This window comes from Geodermatophilus sp. SYSU D00684 (assembly GCF_054050455.1).
The window spans coordinates 44991-70975 of record NZ_JBJGZI010000011.1 but is presented as its reverse complement, the minus strand read 5'-3'; the positions used below and the strand labels follow the sequence as shown (position 1 = coordinate 70975).

Genomic DNA, 25985 nt, shown 5'->3' with positions numbered 1-25985 from the left:
CCGCGGGTGTCCCGCCGCGCCCCCGCTCCCGTCCCCGCCCTGCTCGCCGCGGCGCTCCTGCTGACCGGCTGCGGCGGGGAGCAGCGGCCGGCGGCGGGCGCGTCCCCGACCGCGGCGCCGTCCTCCGCGACCTCCTCCGCCGACGGGTCCGCCTCGCCGACCGGGACCGGCGACGGGGACGCCGGCACCGCCGCGCCGTCGTCCCCCGCCGACACGCGGCCCGACACCGCCGACGCCTCCGCCGACGCGTCGGTGACCGTGCGCGACGTGCGCACCGGCCGCCACGACGGCTTCGACCGCGTGGTGTTCGAGGCCGGCGGCACGGGGACGCCGGGCTGGGACGTCCGCTACGTCGACGTCGCGAGCTCGCAGGGCAGCGGCGAGGAGGTCGAGGTGGCCGGCGAGGCGGTCCTGCAGGTGACGATCACCGGCGCCGGCTACCCCTACGACACCGGCGTCGAGGAGTACGCGGGCCCCGACCCCCTGCCGGGCGAGGGCACCGCCACGGTCACCGAGGTGGTCTTCGACGCGACCTTCGAGGGGACGACGGTCGCCTTCGTCGGCACCCGCTCGCAGGCGCCGTTCCGGGTCTACGCGCTCGAGGACCCGACCCGGGTGGTCGTCGAGGTCGCCGACGCCGGGTGAGCTGTCAGCCGAGGCTGGCGGTGAGCTCCACCGTGTCGCCGGACACGCTGGTGCACTCCAGCGACAGGCTCCCGGCGTTCACGGACTCGCCCGCCCCGCAGGAGACGCTGGCCCCGGCGACGTCGATCGACGCCCGCCCGTCCTGCACGCTCCCCAGCGTCACCGTCGTCCCCAGGACCTCGACCTCGCTGCCCTCCCCGTCGAGCGTGATCGTGCAGGTCGACCCGGAGCAGGAGAAGCCGTTCGAGGTGAACGAGCAGCCGGCGACGGGAACCAGGGCGAGCGCCCCGGCGAGGACACCGGCGGCCAGGCGGGGAGTCGGAGCCATGGCGCGAGCGTAGGACGGGCGGCTCAGTCCGTCGGGGAGGCCGGCGTCCCGGCGCCGGTGCCGTCCTCGGTGCCGTCGGCGGGGACGTCGTCGGCGGTCCGCTCCGGGACGACGGTGCGCACGATCGTCGCCTCGGTCTCGCCGAGGCCGCCGAGGGTGATGTCGTCGTAGGCGACCAGCGCGCCGCTGTCCGGGTCGAGGTAGAGGACCGTGCAGGTCAGCGGCTCGGGGTACTCGCCCTGCAGGCCGCGCAGGCCGGCGCCGCCGGTCGACCCCTGCACCATGAGCAGCGTCCCGCCGTCGAGGGTCTCGACCTCCCGCTCGTGGGTGTGCCCGGCCAGGACCAGCGGGACGACGCCGTCCAGCGGCGCGGCCTGCCCGGGGTCGTGCACCATCGCGATCGCCGGCGTCTCCGCCTGCTCCTCGGCGACCTCCGCGAGGTCCTCGCCGGTCTGCTCCAGCGACTCGCCGTCGCCGGAGGCGTCCTTGTCGGGGGTGAACCGGGGGTCCCGGGCGCCGACCACGGTCAGGCCGGCGACCTCCGTCGCCGAGTCGTCGAGGACGGTGGCGTTGGGCTGGGAGGCGACCAGCGCGGCGGTGGTCGCCGAGTCGTGGTTGCCGCGGACGTACACGTAGGGGACGCCGAGCGCGCCGATGGAGCCGATCAGCCGGTTCTCCGGCTCGCTGCCCCAGTCGGTGATGTCGCCGGTGTCGAGGACGGCGTCGACGTCGAACTGGTCGGCCACCTGCGCCACCAGGTCGAAACCCGCCGGGTTGAGGTGGATGTCGGAGACGTGCAGCAGCGCCACGGTGTCGGTGGGCCCGCCCGGCGCCGGCAGCGCCGACAGCGCGGAGTACAGCGTGCCGACGTTGGTGACCAGCTCCTCGAGCGACTCCCGGTAGGCGCTGAACCGGGCGACGATGTCCTCGGCGCTGCCGATCAGGCTGGTCGCGTTGACCAGCAGGCCGGTGTAGGTGGGCTGGGACAGCGCCTCGGGCCGCCAGGTCGCCGCGCCCAGGCCGGCGGTGCCGGCGAGCAGCACCACGGAGACCCCTGCCGCGACCAGCGGCTCGCGCCAGCGGCGGTAGAGGAGCAGGGAGGCGACGGCGGCGCCGCCCACCCCGGCGGCGGCCGTGGTCCAGGCCAGCCGGACGACGGCGTCCTGCAGGTCGGCGCTGACCCGGTCGACCAGGCCGTCGAGCCGGGCCGGGTCGCTCACCAGCTCCTGGATGCGGGACTCGTCGACGCGGCGCAGCTGCACGTCCAGGCCGAGCGGGCCGTCGTAGGCGTCGACCTCCAGCGTGCCGAGCGGCGGCACCTCCACGGTCGCGCCGCCGCCGGTGGGGGTGAGGGCGAGACCGGCGTCGAACGGGCCGATGGGCGCCTCGACGCGGCCGAGCAGCAGGATGCCGAGCAGCGCGCCGGCGGCCGCGACGGCGAGCCGGACCGCCCAGCGCCCGGCGACCCGTGCCGGACGCCTCCAGCGCCCGGGCGCCCGCGTCGTCGGCTCGCTCATCCCGTCGAGGCTAGTTCCGGGGCCACGCCCCTGCTCGGGACGGCGACGGCCGGCCGGGAGGGGCCCCGGCCGGCCGTCGCGGTGTGTCCGTGCAGGTCAGGCGACCAGCTTCGCCGTCACCTCGGCCAGGCGGCGGCCCTGGTAACGGGCCGCGGCGAGCTCGGCGTCGGACGCGGTGGCCGACTTGCCGCCCGAGGCGTTCGAGACGCCGTAGGGGTTGCCGCCGGCCTCGAACAGCAGCGGGTCGGTGTAGCCGGGCGGCACGATCACCGCGCCGAAGTGCGAGAAGACGTTGAAGAACGTGAGGATCGTCGACTCGTTGCCGCCGTGGACGTTCTGCGCGCTGGTGAACGCGGTGGCGCCCTTGTTGGCCAGCTTGCCGGTGAACCACAGGCCGCCGAGCGTGTCGATGAACTGCTTCATCTGCGAGGAGGGCGTGCCGAAGCGGGTGGGGCTGCCCAGCGCGTAGCCGTCGGCCCACTCCAGGTCGGCCGGCGTGGCCTCCGGGACCTCGCTCGCGGTGGCGTCGACGTGCGCCCGCCACAGGGGGTTGCTGTCGATGGCCTCCTCGGGGGCCAGTTCCGGGACCCGGCGCAGGCGCACCTCCGCGCCCGCCTCCTCGGCGCCCTCGGCCAGGGCGCCGGCGAGCTGGTGCACGTTCCCGGTGGACGAGTAGTAGATGACGGCGATCTTCGCCACGGTTCCCTCGGCTCTCGTGTCGCGTACGCGGTCTCGTGGTTGCACGTTCAACCACTGTCGGGTTGTGTGCTCGCGACACGCGCGCGTCAAACACGCGGCGGGGGACCGGGCCGGGGGATCAGGCGGGCTGCGGGCGGAAGACCCAGCGCAGCGCCAGGAAGCGCAGCGTCCCGATGGTCGCGGTGACCAGGGCGATGACCGCCAGCTCGGCGACGACGGCAGGCTCGCTGACCGTGGCGTTGAACCAGCTCAGCGCCAGGCTGGTGGCCACCATGCCGGCGATCGCCAGCGCGCCGCCCTCCCACTGCGCGGCGAACCAGCCGACCCGCTCACCGGCGCGGAAGGTCAGCCGCCGGTGCATCTCGTTGGCGAGCATCGACGACAGCGCCGAGCCGACGACGTTGGCCTGCACGCCGCCCAGGTCGCGCAGCAGCCAGAACAGCAGCGCGTAGACGGCGCTGGAGAACCCGCCGACCATCACGAAGCGCGCGAACTGACCCAGGGCCCGGTCGGAGCGCACCAGGGTGTTCAGGCTCGCGGCGAGGTCGGCGACGACGTCCACGACCGCGGGACGGTGCAGCAGCGACGGGCACGTCACGGGCGCACCTCCTCGCTGGTCACGGCGTCGTCGGGGATCACTGTGCAGGATCCTCCTGACACTTACCTGGGTGCGACCGCATTACTCCCTGCGGGTCGCTGTGCCGGGTGTGCATCCGCTCACGCCGGGTCCCCGCAGGCGCTTCCCAGGGGGCTGCCAGGGACCTGCGTCACGGTCGGGGCCATGAGGCCGCTGCTGTCCGCCGCCCTCGCCGTGGCGCTGGCGGTCGTCGCCGCGCTCACGCTGCTGCCCACCGGCGACGGGGGCTGGTCCTGGGGCTCGCCCGCCGTCGAGGCGCACTGGTACCTCGCCGGCCTAGACTCGCGCGCGACGGTCCGGCAGCTGCTGGGCAACCTGCTGCTGCTGACGCCGGTCGCCGCGGTGGCCGTCCTCCGCTTCCCGGCCCTGCGCCGGCCGGCCCTCCTCGCGGGCGCGGCCGTCGCCGCGGGCGCGGCGATCGAGGTGCTGCAGTGGCTGCTGCCGCTCGGCCGGGTCGTGTCGCCGCTGGACGCGCTGCTCAACGCGGCCGGTGCGCTCGCCGCGGGACTCCTCGTGACCGCGCTGGTCAGCACCGTGACCGGTGGCGTCAGGGTCGCCCGGCGGGGGTAGGAGCCCGCGCATGAGCCTGATGGGGATCCTCGACCGACTCGCGGACGTGAGCACCTTCGACCGGGCCATCGAGCAGGCCCGCACGGCGGTGCAGGCGGTCCTGCGGCCGGCAGCGCTCAAGGACGCGCTGCACGGCACCTGGCTCGGTCACCCGCTGCACCCGGTGCTCGTGCAGGTCCCCGTCGGGAGCTGGACCTCGGCCGGCCTGCTCGACGCCGTCCCACCGCTGCGGCCGGCGGCCACCGTCCTGATCGCCACCGGGGTCGCCGTCTCGGTGCCCGCGGCGATGTCCGGTGCGGCCGACTGGTCGGAGCAGGAGGTCGGCGTCCGCCGGCTGGGCGCGCTGCACGCCGTGTCCAACGTGGCCGCGCTGAGCCTCTACGTCGGCTCCCTGGTCGCCCGGGCCAAGGGGCGCGGCACGCTCGGCCGGGTGCTCGCCTACGCCGGGCTGGGCATCGCCACCGGGTCCGCGGCGATCGGCGGGCACATGTCCTACGCCCAGTCCTCGGGCGCCTCGCACGCGGCGACGGCGGCCCGCGCGCTGACCTCCGACTGGATCGACCTCGGCCCGCTCGACGACCTGCCCGAGGGCCGGCCCGCGCTGCGCACCGCAGGCGGCAGCGGAGTGGCCGCCCCGCTGGCCGCCGTCCGCCGGGGCGGGCGGGTCGACGTCTTCGTGGGCGCCTGCTCGCACCTGGCCGGGCCGCTGTACGAGGGCGCCGTCGAGGAGGTGCGCGGGCACGAGTGCCTGGTCTGCCCGTGGCACGGGTCGGCGTTCGACCTGGAGAACGGGGAGCCGCGGCGCGGGCCGGCGGCCAACCCGCAGGAGAAGCTCGAGGTGCGGATGGAGGCCGGCCGGGTGATGGCGCGGCTGCCCTCCCGCCACCAGTAGCCCGCCGCCCTACGCTCGCCGCATGCGGCGGACGGCGGCGGTGCTCGCCGTGCTGCTGTGCGCCGCGTGCGGCTCCGCCGGCCCGTCGGCCGCCGAGCCGGCCTCGCCGGTGTCGCCGTCGTCCACGCCCGCTCCCGGGCCGGCCGTGCCGCCGGTGCCCGGGATCGAGGCGGAGGCGGTGGAGCTGCGCACCGACGCGGCGCTCGGCGGGCAGGTGCAGGTCCGGGTCACCGACACCGGCACCGAGCCGTTCACCGTCACCGCCGTGGCGATCGACTCGCCCGGCTTCGCGCCGCTGCCGGGCCGGGCGGTCACCGCCGCCTACGCGCCCGGCCGCACCATCGACCTGCCCACGCCCTACGGCGAGGTGGTGTGCGACCGGGCCGCCGCGCCCGCCGCGGCGCGGCTCACCGTCGTCCGGCCCGACGGGCGCACCGAGACCCTGCGCGTCCCGCTGGCCGCCGGGACGCTCGGCCGCATCCACGACGAGCGGTGCGCCGTCCGCGCCGTCCTCGCCGTCGCAGGGGTCGCCGTCACCGGGCTCACCTCGGACGGGAACGCCGTCGCCGGGTCGCTCGTGCTGACCCGGGCCGGCGGCGACGACCGCCCGGTGACCGTGACCCGGCTGGAGGGCAACGTGCTCTACGACGTCGCTGCGGACCTGCCGCGGACCCTGGAGGCGGGGGAGCCGACGCTGGAGGTCCCGGTCGAGTTCACGATGGCGCGCTGCGATCCGCACGCGCTGGCGGAGGTCAAGCAGCCCTACCTGTTCGTGCTCGGGCTGCAGGCGGGCGACGACGACGAGGTGCCCGCGGACCTGCCGCTGGACCAGGCGCAGCGCGACGTCCTCTTCGGGCTGGTCGCCACCGCCTGCTGAACCTGGAAGGGACCGGCCCGGCTGTCCCGGGGGGAACGGGACGGCCGGGCCGGAGTGCTCGCGCGCGGTCGTGACCGGCGCGCTGGGGATGACCGTAGGTAGTGGCCTCCGGTGCCACGATCCCCTGAACGGGTGCACGTCCCCGAGTGAGTGGCACCTCACGGTGACGCACGGTTGCCGAAGGCGTGCGGTGGGCACCTCGACCGGGTGTTCCTCTTCTTCTCCAACCGCCTGGGCTGCCTGGGGTCCCTGCTCGTGTCCGCGGTGCTGACCCTGGTCGTGCTGCTGGTGCTCGACGTGCTGTGACCGGCGCCGAGGTCCTGGCCCGCCGGCGGCCGGGGCGGACCGGGCCCAGGGCCGGACCGCGCTCGCGGCGGGTGGAGGAGGCCGACGGGCGGTAGCCGCCGGCCGGTGACGGGGTGTGCACCGGGGGACCGCAGGCTGCTGCGCAGCGCCGCAGGGTGGGGCGCGACCGGCGTGTCCGGGAGGGGTGGTCCGGGCGACCGCCACAGGATCGGCGCTCTCGGAACCCCCGGCGTGCACGGACGTGCGCCGACGAGATCGGAGGGCACGATGCAGGACCCGACTCCCCGACGAGCCCAGCCCGACCAGCGGCGCCGCCCCGGCCTGCGCGAGATCCCCGCCGTCCGGAGAGGTGAGGAGGACGAGCGCAGGGCCCCGGCACGGGCCGCGCGCACCGACGCCTGAGCCACGACGACGCGGCGCGCCGGTCAGACCCGCCGGTCGCGCCGCGTCCTCCGGTCAGGTCCCGGGGCGAGGGGCTGCGCCCGCCGGCGCCCAGGGCATCCGCGCGCGGCCGGCCCGCGCCAGGGCGGCGGCGCCCGCGCCGAGCGCGGCGGTGACCAGCGCCGCCGACGCCGTCGGCGGCAGCCGGCGGTCCAGGAGCCGGATCAGCAGCGCCGTCGCGCCGCCGGCCGCCATCGAGCCGAGCAGGGCCGAGCCGCCGAGCAGGCGCACGCCCTCCCGCGAGTCGCGGTAGGGCCGCGTGACCTCGTCCCGGACCCGCTCGACCTCGCGGTGCACCGCCGCGCCGATCTCCTCGGTCAGCGGCTGCAGCAGGTCACGGCCGGGAAGTCCCGGGATCTGCGACGTCATGGCACCCTCCCCGGTCCCGACGGTCGCGGTGCCTGCGATTGTCGCCCCGGCCGGGCCCACCGCGGGGCCCGGGCGTCCTACCGCTCGCGCTCCTCGTTCCCGCGGCCGGTGATCTTCTCGACGAAGCCCTCGATCTTCTCCGCGGGACCGCTGAGCTTCTTCTTCACGACCATCTTGGCGCCGCCCTCGAGGGTGTCCTCGAAGAGCCCGGGCAGGCCCCTGGGCTCGCTCTCGGGGTACAGGTCGAGCCGGTTCACCGCCTCCGCGAACCGCAGGTAGGTGTCCACGCTGGCGATGACGACGCGCGCGTCGACGGTCACCAGCTCGATGCCCAGCAACGCCACGCGCGCGTACGCATCGAGCACGATGCCCTTGTCCAGGACCACGTCGAGGACGTCGGCCAGGCCACTCGGGCGGGGCGCGCGGTTGACGGTCGACACGGTCATGAGCTCCCCCAGGTCTGCGGCTGCCTCCCACGATGGCCCGCCGCCCGCCGGTCCGCAGAGGATGCCGCCCCGGTCGCGCCATCCCGTCGTCGGGTGGTCGCGCTCCGTCACGGCGTCACTGACGGCCCCGGTGCGTGGTCGTGGGAGCCGCTCCGGCGGTCGCCCACCGGCGGGACGATGCCGGTGCCGCACCCCGCCCGCGGCCCCGCGCGGGCAGGCAGCGGATGGAAGAGGGTGCCGCCATGCCGGAGGGAACCCGACGCCGGGCCCAGCCACCCCAGCGCCGTCTGGACCGGACCCGCCAGGCCCCGCGGAGGGCCTCGAAGCCGCAGGCGACGGGGGGCGCAGGTCAGAAGGAGTCCTTCGGCACCCAGCTGTGGAAGGGCTTCCTCGACGGCCTGCGCCGCCGACGCTGACCTCCGGAGGCCGGTGGCCGCCCGCTCCGTCTGGGAGACTCGGCGTGCCGGGCCTCTAGCTCAACTGGCAGAGCAGCGGACTTTTAATCCGCGGGTTGTGGGTTCGATCCCCACGGGGCCCACCGTGCTGACCTGGGCTTGAGTGGTTGGGCGCAGGGCGCCGCCCGCGAGCCGGTGCCAGCGTGGTTGCCAGTTCATCCCCACAGCGCCTCTCCCATGCGCCGGGCGGCGTCCTCGGCGACCTCGGGAACGACGTGTGAGTACGTGCCGAGCGTGAGACTGATCTGCGAGTGGCCGAGGATCTCCATCGCCACCCGGGCCGGCACGCCCTGCTGCAGGAGCAGCGTCGCCGCGGTGTGCCGAGCGTCGTGCAGCCGGGCCTGGCGCACGCCGGCATCCGCGAGCAGTGCCCGCCATGCCCGGTGATCACTTCGGGGGTCGATCGGCCGGCCGTCGACTTGGCAGAACACCAGGTCGCTGTCCTGCCACAGCGACCCCGCGGCCATGCGCTCGGCAAGTTGGGCTGTCCGGTGAGCTCGCAGTGCATCGCGCAGCGGGCCAGGGAGAGCGATTGTCCGCCTGCCGGCCCGCGACTTGGGCTGCACGATCACCAGTCCTGCGCCCGGTTGTCGCTGCAACGCCTGACGGACGGTCAGGGTGCCGAGATCGAGGTCGACGGCGTCCCAGGCGAGGCCGAGCGCCTCGCCCTGTCGCAGGCCGAGGGCCAGAGCGACGGACCAGCGGGCAGCGTTTCGCCGTCCTCTGGCCGCCTCAAGCACCCGGCGCGCCTCCTCAGCCGAGAGCGGCCGGACCTCCTCGCGCTCCACGCTCGGCGCATCGATCAGGGCGCAGACGTTGCGCGCCACCTTGTCTCGCTGCATGGCGACCTTGAGTGCCCGCGACAGCACCCGGTGCGTCTGCAGGATCGACGCCGGCGCCAACCCCCGGGCCTGCAGGTCGCCGTACAGCTTCTCAACGTGCTCGGGTTGTAGACGGTCGAGCCTGTGGTGCCCGATGCCGGGCGCCAGCTGATTGACGACGAGCTGTCGGTACCGGACGAGCGTCGACGGACGAACCTGGCGGGCCGCGATCGTGTCGAGCCAGTGGTCGAGCCACTGGCCCACCGTGGCGGCCCGGCCGGCGGCTCCAGCAGTCCCCGCGTCGCGCTTGCGCTCGAGGTCGCGAACCTTCGCCACGACGTCGGCGCGCTTCGCGCCGGACACGTGCCGGCGGTCGCGCTTGCCGTGCTCCTTCAGGCCCATCGACACGTAGCCGTGCCACCGACCGTCGTTGCCCCTGTGAATGGATGACTCGCCACTCGCCGCCCGGCGGGTCACTTCGCACGCCCCTGCCGGCCAGGCGCCAACAGGCCGCGGCGTCGCGCCTCGTTGATCCAACGACGAGCCGTCGCCACCGGGACGCCGGCCTCCTCGGCCATCGCGACAGCCGGCTTGGCCGTATCGCGGACGAGGAGTAGGTAACGCATGGCGACGCGGCTGTAGAAGGCCGCCGGATCGCTCCTGTCCGGCCGCGCGAGCGGCTCGTTGACACTGGGCAGCCGTTGATCCGAGTTCCCGCTGAGTGCGTCGCGGAAGTCCGGAACGGGCTGAGTCTCCAGTCGCTCGACGAGCGGGTCAGGAGCGTCCTCCGCGCTCCGAGCGGCGGCGAGCAGGAGCGGTGAGCCGTTGATCGTCGCCTCGATCCGTCCGATGGGGACGTTCCGCAGGGCGGCCGATGTGATCCGCCCCTGTGAGGCGATCAGCAACCTGACGATCTCCACGCCCCCGCGGCCGTCGTCTCGGCAGCGGACGTAGTACGTCGGCCCGCCGCCCTCGCCGTACACGGCGATCCATCCATCCGGCGCCGGCGCCGTCAGCTCCATTCCCACGTCGCCGGACGCTAGCCGCCCGCCATGGGCCGCGCAAGTACGCCCGACACGCCGGTCGGTCACGCCCACTTGCGCGATGGAGCGCTCGTGGGCTACACAGTGGGGGCAGGCGAGCGAGTGGGCTCGCTTGCGCGGATGAAGGGATCACCTCCGTGCCGGAGCAGCTACTTTTCACCCCGGAGCGCGCGGCTGACCAGCTTGATCTTGGCCGCACCACCGTCTACGGCCTCATCGCGTCCGGCGAGCTGGACAGCGTCAAGATCGGTCGCTCCCGGCGGATCCCCGCCGACGCGCTGGTCGCGTACGTCGAGCGTCTCCGCAGCCGTGAGACCTCGGGGGCTGCGTGATCATGCCCCTCAACGAGACCGCCCTCGTCCTGTTGGCGCAGGACGAGGGCGTTGGCGAGAACTACGTGACTGCAGGTCTCGCCGCCGACGATACCGCCTCGGCGGTCCGCATGGCCTCCCTCGTTCGGGGTGCGCCGTGATGCCGCAGGCGCTTCCCTGGGCGCGCGAGCTGATCGCCAAGGCCGAGGGGTACACCGTCCCCGCCTACGGCTCAGCCGAGTGGGAAGCGCTGCCGGACGCACACCCCGCGAAGGTCGCCGCGTGCGTCCTCGCTGCGGAGACTCAGCGCACCTGGTGGGACCCGGCCGAGCACGCCCGACGGCTGCGCCTCGAGCTGGATGAGACCGCCCGCATCGCCGCAGAGGAGGCCGACCTCGACGCGACGTGGACGCCGGTGCTGACGCTGGCCGAACGCGAGTTGTATGCCGCCGGTCGGCCCAGCTTCGCCGAGTTGGCCGAGCGCCGCGGGGAACCCGAGAAGGCCGCCAGCGCCCGCCTACGGGCCCAGCAGTGGCGGGAGGTGGCCTGATGGGGGCCCGGCCGCTCCGGCTGTTCGAGGAGCCGCACCAGCGAGCGACCGTCCGCGTCGAGGTCGGGCGCCGCACCTGCTGGCTGTATGGCGCCGGCATCGCCCGGATGCTCGACGAGCTCGGCATTCCTCGCGCACGCGACTGGCATCCGGATCGCAGGGGCGTGCTCATGTGCCCCGTCGATCGGGCCGGCGATCTCCTGGCGCTCCTTGAGCACCGGGACCGCCGGGTGGTCGAGCTGACCACTGTTGATCGGTGACGCGGCGTCTGACCGTCCGCGACCGCTGGTACCGCACGGTGATCCGCTGCCACGAGGTGAGTGGGTCCTGCCGGGAGCTGCTGGCGTACATCGCCGTCTGCCACATGACCGACCTCGGGCACGTGAAGGTGCCCCGGGCCGAGCTGGCGGCGGCGCTGGACATCGCCGAGCAGCGGGTGACCGTCCGCATCGGGGAGGCGGTCAAGGCCGGCCTGCTCGCGCGGACGGGCGGCGGCAAGAACGGCCAGACGATGCAGTACGCGGCCAGCTTTCCCGGCGGTCAGGTTGCCGCATCACGACACCCTCGACTCGGAGTTGAGGTATCGGGAAAACGACACCCTCAGAACGACACCCAGGAACAGGGGTCTGGGTGTCGTGATGCGGCACTCATACGTGCGCGCGCGCTACTTCCGGAACCCGCGGCACCCAACCCGCACCGGCCGTCAGCCGCGCCGAGCGATGACCACGACGTCACCGCACAAGCCAGCACTTACGGGAGTGACGACCCACTCCCGGTAATCGCCTACCTCACGTCTCGAGGACGGAAGTCCGCATGACCACCGAGTCCCGCACCTGGTACGCCCGCATCTGCTGCCCCGTCTGCTACGGGCCCGTTCGGGCCCCGCTGCACGCCAAGGAGGGCCGCTGTCCCGGTTGTCGGCCCAAGCGCCAGCACTCCCAGCCGCGACCCATCCACCCGCGGACCAGCTTCGAGCGGTTCGTCACCAACCACCTGTGCGTCCCAGTGACCCGCCGCAGCCCGAGTCAGACCTCACCGGACGGGCCCAGCCGCGGCACGGGCCTGCGCACGCCGGACGGAAGGGCGCGAGTGCAGACCTCCGCGCGACGACCGCCCTGCTCCGGCTGCGGCACCCCCTCCACCTGACCTGACCGAAAGGACCCACCTCCATGTTCGAGATCCGCAACCCCCTCTCCTTCTCCGCCACCCTGTTCGCCGGCGCCGAGGACAACCGCTGGACCCTGCCGGCCAGCCTGCTCGAGGCCCGCGACGCCGTCGTCCGCCTCGACGGTCTCGCCGCCCAGGCCTGGGACCAGGCGCCCGAGCAGCCGCACGCCATCCGCGACCGCGTCGCCGCCCAGATCGCCGCCGGCGCCGACGTCGACCTCGGCCCCATCCACACCGCGCAGCAGGCCGTCACCGACCACGACGAGCGCATGGCGCTCATCCGCCGCGCGCAGGAGATCGCCAGCAACCGACTCGCCGGCGAGCTCCACGACCAGGCCGGCACCGTCATCGCCGACCACCTGCAGCCCGTGCACGCCGAACTGGTCGACCAGCTCAAGCGGGACTTCGCCACCATCGCGCACATCCCCGCCGACGCGCCGCTGTCGGTCGTGCTCACCCAGCCCAAGCCGGTGCGCGAGGCGGCCATCCGCATCGACACCGCCGTCGCCGAGTACGACACCATCCGCGCCGCGTACAGCCTCGCCCGCAAGCTCGGCACCCAGCGCGAGACCAACGACGGCTACGGCTTCTTCTTCGAGATCCGTAACACCGAGCAGGTCTGGCCCGGCATCACCGGACTGTTCGCCGTCACCCCGAGCGACATCCCGTGGCCGACCACCAGCACCCGCGACCGGCTCGCCTGGTTCTTCGCGCACGACGCGCAGCCGTGGATGCCCACCGCCCAGGAGCAGGACCACCGCTGGCACGAGGTGTTCGGCGAGCGAGTCCGGCAGGCCGCCGCCAACCGTAGACACCTCGAGGCCTACCGGCACATGTTCGACGACGCGCGGCCGGCCCAGTCCGCCGCCGAGGCGGACGCGTGACCGCCCGGGCACGTGGGGGGTGGGCCCCGGCGTCTGCCCCCCGGATGACCGCCGGTGAGCTGTCAGCCACCGCGACGTATACCTGCGGGTCGATCTGCCCCCAGGAGGAGCTGTGAGGCGCCCCAGCGGGCTCTCAGCCCGCGGCCGGGCGTTCTGGGATCAGGCCGTCGACACCTACGAGCTGTCGGAGTCGGAGCTGTCGCTGCTGACGGAGGTGTGCCGGTTGCTCGACGAGTGCGAGGAACTGCGACAGGCGGTCACCCGGGACGGCACGACGGTCGCCGGGTCGGCTGGGCAGACACGGGTGCACCCGGCCCTCGGTGAGATGCGGCAGCACCGCCTGGCGCTGGGCAAGCTGCTGGCCCAGCTCGCGCTGCCTGACGAGGACGACGAGACGTTGGCGTCGCCGCTGCAGGCCCGCGGCCGACAAGGGGCGGCGAAGCGGTGGGCCGGTCATGTGAAGCGGGGCGCGTGATGGCCCGTCGCAAGGTCGCCTCGGCGCCGGTCGTGTTCACCGGCGCCGAGCCCCCCGAGGAACTACTGCGCATCCGATGGCGGCTGGCGGACCATCCGCGCGGCTTCGTCACCGCCGCGGAGATCGAGAACTTCCTACGGGCTCGGCGGCAGTGGCGCGAGGAGCGACCGTCGGTCCCGCTACCGCCCCTCGATGCGACGACCCGGGCCCGCATCGCGCAGCGGGGCGTCGACTCGGCACTTGTCGCAGCAGAGGAGGCGGCTCCTCAAGGTCCCCGGCCGCCGTACCGACGTCCGGGTCCGGTCGTCGACACGGGTCGGGTTTCCTACGTGAGGGGCGACTGACGCCGTGCCGACCGGTGGCTGCAGCACGACGAGCCCCCGCCAATCAGGGAGATGGCGGGGGCTCGTTCGTAATCCGGAGCGTCAGCGCGGATGGGTCTTCGTACGGCCGAGGGGCCTCAACAGGTCAGTCGATGGAGCAGTTCTGGTCGGCGTAAGCCCCGACGAACTCCAGCGCCTCCTTGCTCTCCTCGGTCTCCTCGAACTGCTCACCGTTCTCGTCGGCCTCCGCCGCCTGCTCGAAGTACTCCTGAGCCACCTCAACCGACTCCTTCAGCCGATCCGTCGGCGCGGCATCCTCGAGATCGTCAAGGAGCGGCAGCCCTTCCTCCGCGTCCTCCGCCTCATCAACCTGCTGAAAGACGGCGCAGAACTCCTCGACGGAACCACTGCTGCCGCAGCCAGCGAGCAACAGCGGGGCGGCCAGTACGGCGACGGCGGTGAAGAGGAGGCGAAGGCGCATGGGTTCTCACTTAGGTCTGTGCGGTGCGGTCGGGGCTCCTAGTTGACCCGGTCCGGCGGCGTATCGGAACGCTGCGGAGGCAATATCTCACCGAGAGTGGTGAGTCAGATCGCGCCGCGCTGAGTACTCATGCTCGCCGCCCACTCGAACCACACGACGCCGTGCCTGCCGACCGCCTCCTCCAGCCCCTTGACGACGATCGTCGACCAGTCCGGCGTGACGCCGTCCGCGGGGGCCATGAGCCGCAGCTGTCCGCGCACTTCGGCCGTCCCCGGCCAGGCCGACCAGGGCAGTGCCGGCTCGACTAGGGCCTGTCCTGCGGTTTGTGTGCGCCGACACTGCTGCTGCTGTCCCTAAGCGGCCCATTTAGGGACAGTAGGGCGAGTCCTCCCCACCTCGACCCGCCAGGGGTTCTAGAGCAGGGGCGCGCCAAGCAGACGCCCAGAGTCAGCGGCGAGGGCCTGCCGCACCGGTCCGTAAGCCCCTTCCCGGCGCAATCGGCGACTCCTAGCGTCGGTTCATGACTCGGAAGCCACTGCGGTGCTGGTTCGGGTTTCACTCCTACGTCCAGCGACACCCAGACGGAGAGGAGGCCCCGGCGCCGGACGAGAAGATCTGCCGTCGGTGCGGGAGGCGCACCGGCGCCCCGTTCAACAAGGCTCCGTGGGTGGCCGGGTGACGTTCTCGACGCTGGGGTGCGCTGACTGGTGAGGACGGCGCCCATGAGACATGCCGTGAGGGGACACAAGGACCTCCCGCGCGCCGTCGCGGGCCTGAGCTGGGTCCTGCTCCTCTTCGGACTTCTCTACCTCATCGCTGCGGTAGCGCCGGACAGCGGCATGTACTGGGACGTCGAGCGGCAGTCGACGACTGCGTGGATCGGCATCGGTTTGCTGACCACGGCTGTGCCCGTGGGAGTGCTGGCCCTCGTCCTGGACCGGGACAACCAGGTCCGCGACTACGCCCCCGGAGAGTCCCGCGCCGGGATCCGGCACCCAGTCGCGCTCGCCGCTGCTTTCGCCTTGGCCGCCCTGACAGCGTTGGCTCTCACCGTCGTCGTGGCGCGTGCCTTCTGAGCCGGTATGCACCGGACCACTCAACGACACGTCAAACGCTGAGCTCGCCGCCGGACGTGTCCCTGAAGCCGCCTTCAGGGACAGGGGCGGCGGCGCACAAGATCTGCAGTACAGGCCGTAGGCGAAGTTGCTTTGAACGGACGCCCGCCTGACCTGGTGCCAGCGGTTCGGCTGGCCGGGCGGCCTGGACTACGTGCAGTTGATGCGGCAGATGGTCACTGAACGGCGTCGTTCTCGGCGCGTTAGCTGAGAGAACGAGGGCCCGGCACTACGGTCCCCGCCTTGTGAACCTCGGCCAGCAACTCCTGCACGACCTTTGGGCCGGTCTCCTCGACCGGCCGTGGCTGCTGGCTCTCCTGCTCTTCGTCGTCGTCTACCGGGCCGTCGGATTCGTGCGTGCAGTCATTCACGCCGGTCACCCCAAGGACGGCATCCGCCGGTTCTCCAGGGCCGACAAGACGGAAATCCTCGCTCGCGCAGGTAACCGCTGCGAGCGCCACTCTGTGCTCTATGGCCGCTGCCCACGAACCGATGCGCTCGAGGCAGACCACGTCCACCCACACAGCCGGGGCGGCTGGACCGCGGTCAGCAACGGCCAGGCGTTGTGCCGCAGGCACAACAAGGGCAAGGCGGCGCGAGTGCCGTGGGGCTGGGAGTTGCGGCGGCTAGCTCGCCGTCGAGCTGCCTACTTCCCGCCCGGCGTGCCGACCGAGGTCACCCGTCACCGACCTCGCTCGGTTGCCCGTCACTGAGCTCGACCTGACCGCCGACCGCCACGGTCGCCGTCCACTCAAACCACACCACGTCGTGCCGGCCAACTGCCTCGGTCGGCCCCTCAACCGTCAGCTCCGACCAGTCGGGCGTGACGCCGTCCGCGAAGGCCATGAGCCGGAGTTGTCCGCGCAGGCCAGCGGTTGCTCGTTCGCGGTCGTCGTAGGGCAGCGCCGTCGTCGCCCAGTAGATCACCGGGGAAGCGTCGCGCAGTGCACGCGCCGAGTACGGGTTGATCACGGCACGTCACTCGGGTGGGTCGGGCGCGTGGAGCGTCCGCCCGAATAGATACACCGAACATGTGTTCGCCCCGCCTCGCCTCATCCACCAGCAGTTGTTCGACCCGCCCCGCGACGTCCTCGTCTTCAACGACGGGCAGTGGTGGCCCGGCGAACAGACCGCGTGGCGGCTGTGCGACGACGGGTTCGGCTGGCGGGCCGCGGTCACCTGGCGGCAGTTGCACGACTACGGGTGGGGCCGGCACCTAACGTCGGTGCGGCCGGAGCAGGTGCGCCTGCCTTAACCGCCATGACTCTGCTGCGGTCCGGCGCAGGGACTCCAGTGGCAGAAGTGACTTCGCAGGCAAGGGTTGCTAATGGAGGAGAACCTGTTCCGTTTGAGCACGCCGCGACGGGTGCCCGGGTCGAGAAGCGCAGCGGGAGAGGGTGACGGGGACCTCAGCACCCCTCACCGGGAGAGAACATGCGTCTCCGCACCACCGCCGCCGCCGGCATCCTCATGACGGCCGCCCTGTCCTTCGGCGTCTCTGGCACGGCCCAGGCCGCCGACCGATACAACTGCCCGGACTTCGTCTCGCAGGCGGACGCCCAGGCGGTCTACGACGCCGACACGAGCGACCCGAACGGCCTGGATGGCCCCATCGGCACCGGCTCCACTGGCGTTCCCGGCGTGGCCTGCGAGGAGCACGACTACGTCGCCAACCCGGGGACCGTCACCGCCGCCATGGCCCTCGGCACCACGAGCCAGGTGACCCCCGGTACCACGAGCCAGGTGACCAGCCGTCCGGCGGGGGCCGTGGCCGCCGGCGACGGCAGCTCGTCCAACGACGCCAGCGCACTGCCCTACGTCCTGGGCGGCGTCGCCCTGACCGCGGCCGGTGGCGCCGCGTTCGCTGCGCGGCGCAGCTCCCGCGCGACCGTCTGACCTTCGCGACGTGCGGCACCGCGCACCCGACACCCGCCCCGGCCACACCGTGGCCGGGGCGGGTGGTGCGGTGCGCATCGTCGGGGCGTACCCCCCGCCACTACCTTCGGCGCGAGCGTCGAGCACCGACGCCGAGCTTGAGGTCCTGCTCGCCCGGCCGCCCCGAGTCACCCGCTACGGACAGCCCAGTCGCCGGGCTGTCCGTAGCGCCCGGCCACGTGCCGCCCGTGTCTGGGGGTGCACATCGGCGGTGCTGGCCGCCGCAGGAATCGCCGCGGTCGTCGTCCTGCCCCAGGGCGCGAATGATCCCGTCCGACTCGACGAGCCCCTCGCCGTGGTCGCCCCACCGACACCCGAGACCGCGACCCCGTCCGTGCCAGCCGCCGAGCTGGCCAGTTCGGCGGTCACCGCACCGCAACTGCCGGCCAGCACTCCCACTCGGGTCCAGATACCGGCCCTCGGAGTCACATCCCGGATCATGGAGCTCGGCCTGGAGCGGGACGGCTCCATGGAGGTTCCGCCGGGCGCCTATCCCGTGGGCTGGTACGACGGCAGCCCCACCCCCGGCCAGCTCGGGCCCGCTGTCCTCGCCGGCCATGTGGACTGGGAGGGCGAACCGGGAGCCTTCTACGGGCTACGGGAGCTGCGCCCCGGGGACACCGTCGTCGTCGACCGCGCCGATGGCACCGTCGCGACCTTCCGCGTCGACCGCGTTGAGCGGCACGCCAAGGACGGCTTCCCGACGGAGGAGGTTTACGGCGACATCGACCACGCCGGCCTCCGCCTCATCACGTGCGGCGGAGCGTTCAACGAGGACTCGGGGGACTACGAGGACAACATCATCGTGTTCGCCAGCCTCGCAGCGGTCGGCTGACTAGGCAGTACGCCAAGGTGGCTCAGAACACCAGCGCGGAGTTGTGAGTCGCTCCAGGCGTCTTTATCGCCGTGACGATAGTGGCGATGCGGTCGTCAACCCCGACATCGACCGGCTGCGTGCGCTGCATGACGCGATCGGCGAGTGCCTCGAGGGTTTGACGGAGACGGTCTCGCGGTAGAGACGCCCGCGAACCCGCCCCGCCCTGGTCGTCAAATCCCCGGGGCGGGGCGGTGGCAGCGTCCTTCGCTCATAGTGAGGACCTCGGGCGGTGTTCCGGCGCCGGGCGGGGACCACCTGTTAACGGTGCCATTTCGTGTGCCAGTGGTAGGCGTACAGGGCGGTCCGCGATTGTCCGCGGACGTCAGTCAAGTGCCTTGAGCTGCGGTTTTGTACGGCGGCGAACGACCCGGAACGACGGGCCTCTGAACTTTTAATCCGCGGGTTGTGGGTTCGATCCCCACGGGGCCCACCGTGCTGCCCCGGTGAGGAGCCGTCGACCCGGGATCCCCGCGGTCCCGGGGTGCTACGGAGCATCGCCCGGCCCGCGGCCCTCGACGTCGTCCGGGCCTCCTACGACCGCATCGCCGAGAACTACCTGGCGACGGGTGTGGGTGAGTTGCACGCCCATCCGTGGCTGCGGCGTGCCGGTGGCCTGGACGACGCACCTGTGGCTCCCCGAGCAGGTCGCCGCGATGCTCGCCGACGCGGGGCTGGAGCCGGTGTCCGAGCTGCGGCTGGCGGCGGACGCGTCCGGGCACCCCCAGGTGGCGCTCACCGCCCGGCGACCGGGTTGACCGCGCCGGGTCAGGAGCCCGCCAGCCAGGCCAGGGTGCGGCCCCGCGACCAGCACCGGCCGACCGCCTCGGCGTGCAGGCTCGAGCCGTCGAGCACGGCCACCCCCAGGATGCTGTGGCCGGAGGCGCGGCGGTCGCCGAACGTCGGGACGGCGGGCGCGACGCCGACCCCCTCCGCGGACACCCACGCCACCGGCCGGCCGGCCGCCGCCTCGCCGAGGCGCTGCAGGAAGCGCAGCCGGGCCTCGGGCGGGAGGCGCGAGAGCGCCCACGTCGTCGTGACCACCGGCAGCGCGTCCGCGGGCACCCGGGCGACGGCGTCGGGCAGCACCTCGACCGCGTCGCCGCGCAGCAGCAGGGGAGGGTCCGTCGCCGCCAGCGCGATCTCCGCGTCGAGCAGCGCCCTCCGCTCGGTCCGGTCCGGCGGCAGGCAGGCGCGCAGCCAGCGGGCGTCGTCGGGGTCGGTCACGTCCACCGGGTCGCGGTCCACGCCGATCCGGGCGACGACCCCGGGCACCGCCCGCGCCGGGACCGGCCGGTCCCCCACGACCCGGCACGCCGTCCACACCGGCGACGACCAGTCGCCCAGCGTCCGCCCGTCCCCGTAGGTGATGCCGATGCGGTCGAGGAACAGGTCGAACCCGGCCCCGCAGTCCACGCCGACCAGCCCGACCGCGGCCGCGCCCACCCGGTGCGCCGCCTCGGCGACCAGCGGGTACAGCACGGCGCCGTGCCCGGTCTCGTCGGCGCGCACCGGCCGGCGCGCGGCGACGGCGGCGACCGCGTCGGTCGTCCGCAGCAGGGTGTCGACCGCCGCGGCGGCGGCCGCGTCGGCGTCCCCGGCGGCGAAGGCCGCGGCGAGCGCCGGGGCGCGCCCGGCCAGGGCGAGGTCGTGCAGCGCGGCCAGGACGACGGCGGGGGTCCGCCGGCGCGCCGGCAGGGCCCCGACGGCGCGCAGCGCCGCGTCGGATGCGCCCAGCGCGACGGCGACCCGCTCGTACAGCGGCGAGTCCCCGGCGACGGCCTCCCCGAACCGCCGGGACGCCGCTGCCGGGCCGCGGGACCTGCTCCCGGGCGCGGCGCCTCCCGACGTCGGCTCCGGCACCCCGGCGACCCTAGCCGGACGACGGCCCTGCCCCTGCGACCCGAGCCCCTGTGACCGCGGGCCTTGGTCCCTGGTCCGGCGGCGGGCCCGGGACAACGGTGGCGGCGACGGCAGCCGGGACGACGGCCGGAGGTGGGGGCCATGGACGTGGTGGTGGTCTACGAGAGCGTGTTCGGGATGACGCACGACATCGCCGACGCCGTCGCCGAGGGCGTGGCCGAGGCGCGGCCGGACGCTCGCGTGGCGTGCCTGCGCGTCGGCGAGGCGACACCCGAGCGGATCGGCACGCCGGACCTGCTCGTCGTCGGCGGTCCGACGCACATGCGGGGCATGTCCTCGTCGATGACCCGCCGGATGGCGGTCTCCATCGAGGAGAAGGCCGACCGCGGCGAGGGTGAGCACCAGGGGCACGGCCTGGAGCCCGAGATCGAGGGCCCGGGCCTGCGCGACTGGTTCCACCGGTTGCCCAGGGCGCGCGGGGGCCAGATGGCCGCGGCCTTCGACACCCGGGGGGCCCAGGGGCGCGTCGTCGGCGGCGCGGCGCACGGCATCGCCCGCCGGCTCGAGCGGCACGGCTACGCGCTGGTCGCCGAGCCCGAGGGGTGGATCGTCGAGGGCGACGCCGGCCGGTTGCGCCCCGGGGAGCGGGAGCGGGCCCGGGCCTGGGCCGCGGACCTGACCCGTCGGGCCGCGCAGGCCACCGCCCCGTCCCGCTAGTGGCCGGCGCAGCCACCCGGCCGGGGCGGACCGCCGCGGGCGTGGGGACGGGGGCCCCGTGAAGCGGGGCCGCGGAGGCGCCACGGTCCTCGACCTGCCGGCGAGCAGGCGCGAGACGCCGAACCTCATCGACCTCATCTGGTGGCGGCACTGGGTCTACGGCCTGGTCGAGGTCGACGTCACCACGCCGCGCGCCCTGCTGCGGGAGTACGAGCTCCGGTCGGGCGAGCAGGTGTCCTTCACCGGCTACCTGGCCTACTGCGTGGGGCGCGCCGTGGGTGAGGACAGGACGGTCCACGCCCTGCGCAAGGGCCGCCGCCGGTTGGTGGTCCTCGACGACGTCGACGTCCTGGTCATGGTCGAGCGCCCCGTGGGCGACGTCCGCGTCCCCACCGGGCACCTCGTCCGGCGGACCGACCGCCGGCCCTTCCTGGAGATCAGCCGCGAGATCCGGGACGTGCAGGCCCGGCCGGCCTCCGGCACGAAGGGGATGCCCCCGCTGCTGCACCGGCTGATGCTGCTCCCGGGCCCGCTCGCCAGGCCGGTGGGCGCTCTGCTGCGGTTCGCCGCGCGACGCGACCCGGAACGGCTGGCCGGCACGGGCGGGACCGTGGGCCTCTCGGCCGTCGGCATGTTCGGCCGGCACAGCGGCTGGGCGCTGGCGCCGAACGGCCACACCCTCGACCTGCTCGTGGGCGGCATCGCCCGCAAGCCGGTGGTCGTGGGGGACCGGATCGAGGCGCGGGAGGTCCTGAGCCTCACGGTCGCCTTCGACCACGACGTCGTGGACGGCGCCCCCGCCGCACGCTTCGTCGAGCGGCTGGTCGACCACGTCGAGAGCGGCGCGGGCCTGCCCGGCGCGCCGACGAGTCCGCCTCCCGCTGCGGACACGGACCGACAGGCGGCCGCGCAGCCCCCGTCGCCCGCCGGCGAGGTCGCCGCGCCGGCGCCGGCCGAGGACGGTCCCGCCGCGCGTCGGGCTTGACCCTGGACCCGGGTCACAGGCCTAGCGTCGGCCGCATGACAGCGACAGCCGTCCGCGGGCTCCGCGTCGCCGAACTGGCGTCCGCGGCGGGGGTCCCGACGGACACCGTCCGCTACTACGAGCGCGTCGGCCTGCTGCCCGAGCCGGAGCGGACCGCGGCGGGCTACCGCAGCTACGACGCCGGCGCCGTCGACCGGCTGCACTTCATCCGCGGCGCCCAGCGCCTGGGCCTGCGGCTGTCCGACATCCGCGACCTGCTGGCCGTGCGCGACACCGGGACGTGTCCCTGCGAGCCGGCCGAGCAGTTGCTGCGCCGGCGCCTGGACGAGGTCGACGCCGAGATCGCCCGCCTCGTGGCCCTCCGCGCGGAGATGCAGGCGATGGCCGACGCCCTGCCCTCCGCGCAGTGCCCGCCTCCCAGCCCCGGCACCTGGTGCCCGCCCGCGAGGGGAGGTGACGAACCGTGAGCGACCCGATCGAGGACGACTGCTGCGACGAGACGTGCGACTGCTGCTGACGCCGCGCGCCTGACGCGAGGGCCGCCGGGCCCGGGACCGGTGCGCTCTCCACAGCGAGGCGATCTCTCGTTCGTCGACAACTGTCTATCGACAGTCGATGGATGATGCGCAAGAGTCGATGCATGTCACGTGTGCACCGGGTGGTCGTGCCCCTGCGGGTCCTGCTGGTCGTCGTGTTCGCCGCGCTCGCCGCCGCCCAGGTCTGGGCCGTGCCGGAGCTGGTGCCCGACGTCGCCGACCCGTCGCGGGAGCAGACGGCGATGGGCTGGGTCATGTGGACGGTCCTGGTGCTCGCGCTCGTGTGCGTCCAGGTCGTCATCGTCTGCACCTGGCAACTGCTGACGCTGGTCACGGCCGACCGCATCTTCAGCGCGAGCTCGCAGCCGTGGGTGGACGCGATCGTCGGCGCGATGGCCGCCGGGTGGCTGATGCTGCTCGGCGCCTTCGTCTGCGCGTACTACTTCGTCGTCGACGAGGTCAGCGACGACCCCGTGCTCCCCGCGCTGTTGATCGTGCTGCTGCTGGTCGGCGCCGTGGTCGGGCTGCTCATGGTGGTCATGCGGGCGCTGCTGCGGCAGGCCACCGTGCTGCGCAGCGACATGGAAGCGGTCATCTGATGCCCATCGTCGTGCGTCTGGACGTCGAGCTGGCCCGGCGGAAGATGAGCGTGGGCGAGTTCGCCGAGCGGGTGGGGCTCACCCCGGCGAACGTCGCGGTGCTCAAGAACGGCCGGGCCAAGGCGGTCCGCTTCAGCACCCTCGAGGCGATGTGCCGGGTGCTCGACTGCCAGCCCGGCGACATCCTCGAGTGGGTGCCCGACGGGCAGGAGGCGTCGCAGCCGGCGCACGAGGCGTCCCGGTGATCGAGGTCCGCGGCCTGACCAAGCGCTACGGCGACGTCCTCGCCGTCGACGGCCTGAGCTTCGACGTCGCGCCCGGCACGGTGACCGGCTTCCTCGGCCCCAACGGGGCGGGCAAGTCGACGACGATGCGGATGGTCCTCGGCCTGGACCGCCCCACCGCGGGGACGGCGCTGGTCGGCGGCCGGCGGTTCGCGGAGCTGGCCGAGCCGCTGCGCGAGGTCGGCGCGCTGCTCGACCCCGGCGCCGTCCACCCCGGCCGCACCGGGCGCGACCACCTCCGCGTGGCCGCCCGGACCAACGGCATCCCGGCGCGCCGCGTCGACGAGGTGCTCGGGCAGGTCGGGCTGGAGCGCGCCGCGCGCCGCCGCGTCCGCGCGTACTCCCTCGGCATGCGCCAGCGGCTGGGCATCGCGGCCGCGCTGCTCGGCGACCCCTGCGTGCTGCTGTTCGACGAGCCGGTCAACGGGCTGGACCTCGACGGCGTCCGCTGGATCCGCGGGCTGCTGCGCGCGCTCGCCGACGAGGGCCGCACCGTGCTGGTCTCCAGCCACCTGCTCGGCGAGGTGCAGGCGATGGCCGACCGGCTGGTCGTCATCGGCCGCGGCCGCCTCGTCGCCGACGTCACCACCGACGAGCTCCTGCGCGGGCTCGGCCGGCCCCGGGTCCGCGTCCGCAGCCCGCAGCCGGAGGCGCTGACGGCGCTGCTCCGGCGGCACGGGCTCTCCGTCGAGCCGGCCGGGGGAGCGGAGCTGCAGGTCGAGGGCGGCACCGCCGCGCAGGTGGGCGACCTCGCCGCGGCCTCCGGCGTCCCGCTGCACCACCTGTCCGAGACGGCCGCCTCGCTGGAGGAGGCCTACCTCGCGCTGACCGGCGAGGCGGTCGAGCACGCCGGCCGGCCGGTCGCGGCGACGCCGGAGGGGGCACGGTGACCGGGCGGGTGACGACCGGGCGCCTGCTCGTCCGCACCGCCGCCGCCGAGTGGACCCGGCTGTGGACGGTCCGCGCCACCTGGTGGTGCCTGGCCGCCGCCGCCGGGACGATGGCCGGCATCGCCGCCGTCGCCGGCTCGGAGGCGGCCGCGGACCCGCCGTCGGCGAGCGGCGCCTGGGCAGCGGCGGCCGTGCCGGTGCTGCCCGCCCAGTTCGCGCTGCTCACGCTGGTGCTGCTGGCGGTCACGTCCGACCACGCCACCGGCGGGATCGTCCCGACGCTGCAGTGGACGCCGCGCCGCGGGGTCCTCATGGCGGCGCGCACGCTGGTGCCGGTCGCCGCCGCCACCGTCCTCGGGGTGGCGATCGCGCTGGTCAGCGCGATGGCCGCCTTCGCCGCGCCGCACCCGGAGATCACCCTGTCCTGGGACGACGGCCCGGGCGTGCTCGCCGACGTCGCCCTCGTGCTCGCGGCCGGCACCGCCCTCGCCGCCGGGCTCGGCTTCCTGCTGCGCAGCACGGCGGGCGCCCTCGTCGCCGCCTTCCTCCTGCTCCTCGTGCTGCCGCTGCTGCTCCCGGCGGTCGGCGCCGGCTGGTCGGCGGCGGTCGCCGAGGTGCTGCCCGGGTCCGGGGCGGCGTTCCTCCTGCTCGGCGGGGACGTGCCGGGGATGACGCGGGCGTCGTCGGTCGCCGTGCTGCTCGCCTGGGCCGCCGGTGCGCTGCTGCTCGGCCTCCTGCGCCTCGTCCGCACCGACGCCGACCGGTGAGCGGCCCCGACACCGCCGACGTGCTCGTCGTCGGCGCCGGACTGGCCGGCCTGCACACCGCCACGCTGCTCGCCCGCCGCGGCCACGACGTGCTGCTGGCCGACCGGCGGCGGCGCCTGGACGGCGCGATCCGTACCACGGGCATCTTCGTCCGCAAGACGCTCGACGACTTCCCGCTGCCACCGGACTGCCTCGGCCCGCCGATCCGGCGCGTGGTCCTGTACCCGCCCGACCGGCGCCGACCGGTGGTCCTGGACAGCGACCGCGACGAGTACCGCGTGGGCGACATGGGCGCGCTCTACCTGGCCGCCGCCCGCGAGGCGGCCGACGCCGGCGTCCGGCTCGCCCTCGGCACCCGCTACGCCGGGCGCACGGACGGCGTGTCCCTGCTGGCCGGCCCGGACGGGGTCGCGCGCGTGCGGGCGCGGTTCGTCGTCGGCGCGGACGGCGCCCGGTCCGCCGTCGCCCGCGACCTCGGCCTGGACCGCAACACGCACCTGCTGGTCGGCGCCGAGGAGGTGTTCCCGGTCACGGACGGCGGGAGACCGCCGACGTTCCACTGCGTGCTCGACCCCTCCCTGGCCCCCGGCTACCTGGCCTGGGTGGTCGACGACGGCCGGCACGCCCACGTCGGCGTCGCCGGGTACGCCGCCCGCTTCCCGGACGGCATGCGCGCGGCGCTGCGGCGGTTCGCCACGGCGGCGCCGGGCCTGTCCGCGGGCCGGCCGGGCGAGGTGGAGCGGCGCGGCGGCCCGATCCCCGTCGGCGGGCTGCTGCGCCGGATCGGCTGCGCGGACGGGCTGCTCGTGGGGGACGCCGCGGGCGCGGTCTCCCCGCTCACCGCCGGCGGTCTCGACCCGTGCCTGCGGCTGTCCCGGCACGCCGCCGGCGTCCTCGACGACGCGCTGCGGACCGGCCGGGCCGACGCCCTGGGGCACTACGACGGCGCCGCGCTGCGCGCCGCGTTCCGCGGCCGGCTGCTGCTGCGCCGGGGGCTGGCCGCGGTGCGCACCCCGGCGACGGCGGCGGCCGCCTTCGGGGTGCTGCGCACGGCACCCGGGCGCGCCGCGGCACGCCGCGTGCTCTTCGGGGACCGCTCGTTCCCCGACCCCGCGCGACGTACCGTCTCCTGAGGCCGGTCGTCCCCGCAGCGGGCGCCCGGCGGCCGGGGGGACCGGCCACC

General features: G+C 74.5%; 37 protein-coding genes and 1 tRNA gene. 26 read left to right on the top strand and 12 right to left on the bottom strand.

What is annotated here, in order from left to right:
* Positions 1 to 6 precede the first annotated feature (6 nt).
* On the top strand, positions 7 to 645 hold the full coding sequence (locus tag ACI79L_RS09955; protein ID WP_456936635.1) for an AMIN-like domain-containing (lipo)protein: 639 nt from the start codon (positions 7 to 9) through the stop codon (positions 643 to 645).
* A 4-nt stretch (positions 646 to 649) separates the two neighbouring features.
* On the opposite strand, the gene ACI79L_RS09950 is transcribed toward ACI79L_RS09955, so the two are convergent.
* The 4 genes from ACI79L_RS09950 to ACI79L_RS09935 form a co-directional block, all read right to left on the bottom strand.
* Positions 650 to 973 (bottom strand): hypothetical protein, encoded by a 324-nt coding sequence (locus ACI79L_RS09950; protein ID WP_456936634.1) that lies wholly within the window; start codon positions 971 to 973, stop codon positions 650 to 652.
* Positions 974 to 996: 23 nt separating this feature from the next.
* A complete protein-coding gene (locus ACI79L_RS09945; RefSeq protein ID WP_456936633.1) occupies positions 997 to 2490 on the bottom strand; it encodes a metallophosphoesterase family protein in 1494 nt (497 codons plus the stop codon).
* Between the two features lie 96 nt (positions 2491 to 2586).
* Positions 2587 to 3189 carry an NAD(P)H:quinone oxidoreductase gene (wrbA, locus tag ACI79L_RS09940; RefSeq protein WP_456936632.1) on the bottom strand — a complete coding sequence of 201 codons (603 nt, stop codon included), beginning with the start codon at positions 3187 to 3189 and terminating at the stop codon, positions 2587 to 2589.
* A 118-nt stretch (positions 3190 to 3307) separates the two neighbouring features.
* Positions 3308 to 3787, bottom strand: coding sequence for a GtrA family protein (locus ACI79L_RS09935; protein WP_456927499.1), 480 nt, complete (start codon positions 3785 to 3787; stop codon positions 3308 to 3310).
* 183 nt (positions 3788 to 3970) lie between these two features.
* Between ACI79L_RS09935 and ACI79L_RS09930 the strand changes: the two genes are divergently transcribed.
* From ACI79L_RS09930 to ACI79L_RS09915, 4 genes are all read left to right on the top strand, one after another.
* Positions 3971 to 4396 (top strand): VanZ family protein, encoded by a 426-nt coding sequence (locus tag ACI79L_RS09930; protein ID WP_456936631.1) that lies wholly within the window; start codon positions 3971 to 3973, stop codon positions 4394 to 4396.
* 10 nt (positions 4397 to 4406) lie between these two features.
* Positions 4407 to 5288, top strand: coding sequence for a Rieske 2Fe-2S domain-containing protein (locus tag ACI79L_RS09925; RefSeq protein WP_456936630.1), 882 nt, complete (start codon positions 4407 to 4409; stop codon positions 5286 to 5288).
* Positions 5289 to 5310: 22 nt separating this feature from the next.
* The gene (locus ACI79L_RS09920; RefSeq protein ID WP_456936629.1) at positions 5311 to 6165 is read left to right on the top strand and encodes a hypothetical protein; all 855 of its coding nucleotides are present in this window, start codon (positions 5311 to 5313) and stop codon (positions 6163 to 6165) included.
* A 174-nt stretch (positions 6166 to 6339) separates the two neighbouring features.
* Positions 6340 to 6471, top strand: coding sequence for a hypothetical protein (locus tag ACI79L_RS09915; RefSeq protein ID WP_456936628.1), 132 nt, complete (start codon positions 6340 to 6342; stop codon positions 6469 to 6471).
* A 456-nt stretch (positions 6472 to 6927) separates the two neighbouring features.
* On the opposite strand, the gene ACI79L_RS09910 is transcribed toward ACI79L_RS09915, so the two are convergent.
* The gene (locus ACI79L_RS09910; RefSeq protein ID WP_456936627.1) at positions 6928 to 7281 is read right to left on the bottom strand and encodes a phage holin family protein; all 354 of its coding nucleotides are present in this window, start codon (positions 7279 to 7281) and stop codon (positions 6928 to 6930) included.
* A gap of 77 nt (positions 7282 to 7358) precedes the next feature.
* Positions 7359 to 7727 carry a gas vesicle protein GvpJ gene (gene gvpJ, locus ACI79L_RS09905; protein WP_456936626.1) on the bottom strand — a complete coding sequence of 123 codons (369 nt, stop codon included), beginning with the start codon at positions 7725 to 7727 and terminating at the stop codon, positions 7359 to 7361.
* Between the two features lie 465 nt (positions 7728 to 8192).
* On the opposite strand from gvpJ, the gene ACI79L_RS09900 reads away from it, so the two are divergent.
* A tRNA-Lys gene (locus ACI79L_RS09900) sits at positions 8193 to 8265 on the top strand.
* A 72-nt stretch (positions 8266 to 8337) separates the two neighbouring features.
* On the opposite strand, the gene ACI79L_RS09895 is transcribed toward ACI79L_RS09900, so the two are convergent.
* A complete protein-coding gene (locus ACI79L_RS09895) occupies positions 8338 to 9405 on the bottom strand; it encodes a tyrosine-type recombinase/integrase (protein WP_456936706.1) in 1068 nt (355 codons plus the stop codon).
* Between the two features lie 71 nt (positions 9406 to 9476).
* On the bottom strand, positions 9477 to 10031 hold the full coding sequence (locus tag ACI79L_RS09890) for a hypothetical protein (RefSeq protein ID WP_456936625.1): 555 nt from the start codon (positions 10029 to 10031) through the stop codon (positions 9477 to 9479).
* Positions 10032 to 10183: 152 nt separating this feature from the next.
* Between ACI79L_RS09890 and ACI79L_RS09885 the strand changes: the two genes are divergently transcribed.
* The 6 genes from ACI79L_RS09885 to ACI79L_RS09860 all read left to right on the top strand — a co-directional run bounded on the left by ACI79L_RS09885 (position 10184) and on the right by ACI79L_RS09860 (position 13433).
* Positions 10184 to 10378: a helix-turn-helix domain-containing protein gene (locus ACI79L_RS09885; RefSeq protein ID WP_456936624.1), complete on the top strand. Its 195-nt coding sequence runs from the start codon at positions 10184 to 10186 to the stop codon at positions 10376 to 10378.
* Between the two features lie 136 nt (positions 10379 to 10514).
* Positions 10515 to 10907: a hypothetical protein gene (locus ACI79L_RS09880; RefSeq protein WP_456936623.1), complete on the top strand. Its 393-nt coding sequence runs from the start codon at positions 10515 to 10517 to the stop codon at positions 10905 to 10907.
* Positions 10907 to 11167 (top strand): hypothetical protein, encoded by a 261-nt coding sequence (locus ACI79L_RS09875; protein WP_456936622.1) that lies wholly within the window; start codon positions 10907 to 10909, stop codon positions 11165 to 11167. Before ACI79L_RS09880 ends, ACI79L_RS09875 begins: the two co-directional genes overlap by 1 nt.
* Positions 11164 to 11724, top strand: coding sequence for a hypothetical protein (locus ACI79L_RS09870; protein ID WP_456936621.1), 561 nt, complete (start codon positions 11164 to 11166; stop codon positions 11722 to 11724). The genes ACI79L_RS09875 and ACI79L_RS09870 overlap by 4 nt, the downstream gene beginning before the upstream one ends.
* Positions 11725 to 12076: 352 nt before the next feature.
* On the top strand, positions 12077 to 12958 hold the full coding sequence (locus ACI79L_RS09865) for a hypothetical protein (RefSeq protein ID WP_456936620.1): 882 nt from the start codon (positions 12077 to 12079) through the stop codon (positions 12956 to 12958).
* 112 nt (positions 12959 to 13070) lie between these two features.
* Positions 13071 to 13433: a P27 family phage terminase small subunit gene (locus ACI79L_RS09860; RefSeq protein WP_456936619.1), complete on the top strand. Its 363-nt coding sequence runs from the start codon at positions 13071 to 13073 to the stop codon at positions 13431 to 13433.
* Positions 13434 to 13901: 468 nt separating this feature from the next.
* Here ACI79L_RS09860 and ACI79L_RS09855 read toward each other — a convergent pair whose 3' ends face one another.
* Both ACI79L_RS09855 and ACI79L_RS09850 read right to left on the bottom strand, forming a co-directional pair.
* Positions 13902 to 14237 carry a hypothetical protein gene (locus tag ACI79L_RS09855; protein WP_456936618.1) on the bottom strand — a complete coding sequence of 112 codons (336 nt, stop codon included), beginning with the start codon at positions 14235 to 14237 and terminating at the stop codon, positions 13902 to 13904.
* Between the two features lie 104 nt (positions 14238 to 14341).
* The gene (locus ACI79L_RS09850; RefSeq protein WP_456936617.1) at positions 14342 to 14497 is read right to left on the bottom strand and encodes a hypothetical protein; all 156 of its coding nucleotides are present in this window, start codon (positions 14495 to 14497) and stop codon (positions 14342 to 14344) included.
* Between the two features lie 474 nt (positions 14498 to 14971).
* On the opposite strand from ACI79L_RS09850, the gene ACI79L_RS09845 reads away from it, so the two are divergent.
* The gene (locus tag ACI79L_RS09845) at positions 14972 to 15313 is read left to right on the top strand and encodes a hypothetical protein (RefSeq protein WP_456936616.1); all 342 of its coding nucleotides are present in this window, start codon (positions 14972 to 14974) and stop codon (positions 15311 to 15313) included.
* 284 nt (positions 15314 to 15597) lie between these two features.
* Positions 15598 to 16065, top strand: a complete 468-nt coding sequence (locus ACI79L_RS09840) for an HNH endonuclease (protein WP_456936615.1) — start codon at positions 15598 to 15600, stop codon at positions 16063 to 16065.
* On the opposite strand, the gene ACI79L_RS09835 is transcribed toward ACI79L_RS09840, so the two are convergent.
* Complete coding sequence (locus ACI79L_RS09835; RefSeq protein ID WP_456936614.1) at positions 16028 to 16324, bottom strand: hypothetical protein; 297 nt, start codon at positions 16322 to 16324, stop codon at positions 16028 to 16030. The genes ACI79L_RS09840 and ACI79L_RS09835 overlap by 38 nt on opposite strands.
* A 61-nt stretch (positions 16325 to 16385) precedes the next feature.
* Here ACI79L_RS09835 and ACI79L_RS09830 point away from each other — a divergent pair, with 61 nt between their 5' ends.
* From ACI79L_RS09830 to ACI79L_RS09815, 4 genes are all read left to right on the top strand, one after another.
* Positions 16386 to 16607, top strand: a complete 222-nt coding sequence (locus ACI79L_RS09830) for a hypothetical protein (protein ID WP_456936613.1) — start codon at positions 16386 to 16388, stop codon at positions 16605 to 16607.
* 179 nt (positions 16608 to 16786) lie between these two features.
* Entirely contained in the window at positions 16787 to 17248 is a 462-nt protein-coding gene (locus tag ACI79L_RS09825) for a hypothetical protein (protein ID WP_456936612.1), read from the top strand.
* A 250-nt stretch (positions 17249 to 17498) separates the two neighbouring features.
* A complete protein-coding gene (locus ACI79L_RS09820) occupies positions 17499 to 18122 on the top strand; it encodes a class F sortase (RefSeq protein WP_456936611.1) in 624 nt (207 codons plus the stop codon).
* Positions 18123 to 18736: 614 nt separating this feature from the next.
* Positions 18737 to 18919, top strand: a complete 183-nt coding sequence (locus ACI79L_RS09815) for a hypothetical protein (RefSeq protein WP_456936610.1) — start codon at positions 18737 to 18739, stop codon at positions 18917 to 18919.
* Between the two features lie 10 nt (positions 18920 to 18929).
* Here the strand turns inward: ACI79L_RS09815 and ACI79L_RS09810 are convergent, their stop codons facing one another.
* Positions 18930 to 20024 carry a DUF2332 domain-containing protein gene (locus tag ACI79L_RS09810; RefSeq protein WP_456936609.1) on the bottom strand — a complete coding sequence of 365 codons (1095 nt, stop codon included), beginning with the start codon at positions 20022 to 20024 and terminating at the stop codon, positions 18930 to 18932.
* 141 nt (positions 20025 to 20165) lie between these two features.
* Between ACI79L_RS09810 and ACI79L_RS09805 the strand changes: the two genes are divergently transcribed.
* From ACI79L_RS09805 to ACI79L_RS09770, 8 genes are all read left to right on the top strand, one after another.
* The gene (locus ACI79L_RS09805) at positions 20166 to 20741 is read left to right on the top strand and encodes a flavodoxin family protein (RefSeq protein ID WP_456936608.1); all 576 of its coding nucleotides are present in this window, start codon (positions 20166 to 20168) and stop codon (positions 20739 to 20741) included.
* 58 nt (positions 20742 to 20799) lie between these two features.
* The gene (locus ACI79L_RS09800) at positions 20800 to 21726 is read left to right on the top strand and encodes a 2-oxo acid dehydrogenase subunit E2 (protein ID WP_456936607.1); all 927 of its coding nucleotides are present in this window, start codon (positions 20800 to 20802) and stop codon (positions 21724 to 21726) included.
* A 35-nt stretch (positions 21727 to 21761) separates the two neighbouring features.
* Positions 21762 to 22193: a heavy metal-responsive transcriptional regulator gene (locus tag ACI79L_RS09795; protein WP_456936606.1), complete on the top strand. Its 432-nt coding sequence runs from the start codon at positions 21762 to 21764 to the stop codon at positions 22191 to 22193.
* 173 nt (positions 22194 to 22366) lie between these two features.
* Positions 22367 to 22861, top strand: a complete 495-nt coding sequence (locus ACI79L_RS09790; protein ID WP_456936605.1) for a DUF2975 domain-containing protein — start codon at positions 22367 to 22369, stop codon at positions 22859 to 22861.
* Positions 22861 to 23106 carry a helix-turn-helix domain-containing protein gene (locus ACI79L_RS09785; protein ID WP_456927527.1) on the top strand — a complete coding sequence of 82 codons (246 nt, stop codon included), beginning with the start codon at positions 22861 to 22863 and terminating at the stop codon, positions 23104 to 23106. Before ACI79L_RS09790 ends, ACI79L_RS09785 begins: the two co-directional genes overlap by 1 nt.
* Positions 23103 to 24035 carry an ABC transporter ATP-binding protein gene (locus ACI79L_RS09780; RefSeq protein ID WP_456936604.1) on the top strand — a complete coding sequence of 311 codons (933 nt, stop codon included), beginning with the start codon at positions 23103 to 23105 and terminating at the stop codon, positions 24033 to 24035. The genes ACI79L_RS09785 and ACI79L_RS09780 overlap by 4 nt, the downstream gene beginning before the upstream one ends.
* Positions 24036 to 24043: 8 nt before the next feature.
* Positions 24044 to 24802 (top strand): hypothetical protein, encoded by a 759-nt coding sequence (locus ACI79L_RS09775; protein WP_456936603.1) that lies wholly within the window; start codon positions 24044 to 24046, stop codon positions 24800 to 24802.
* Entirely contained in the window at positions 24799 to 25935 is a 1137-nt protein-coding gene (locus ACI79L_RS09770; RefSeq protein WP_456936602.1) for an FAD-dependent oxidoreductase, read from the top strand. The genes ACI79L_RS09775 and ACI79L_RS09770 overlap by 4 nt, the downstream gene beginning before the upstream one ends.
* The last annotated feature ends 50 nt before the right edge of the window (positions 25936 to 25985 follow it).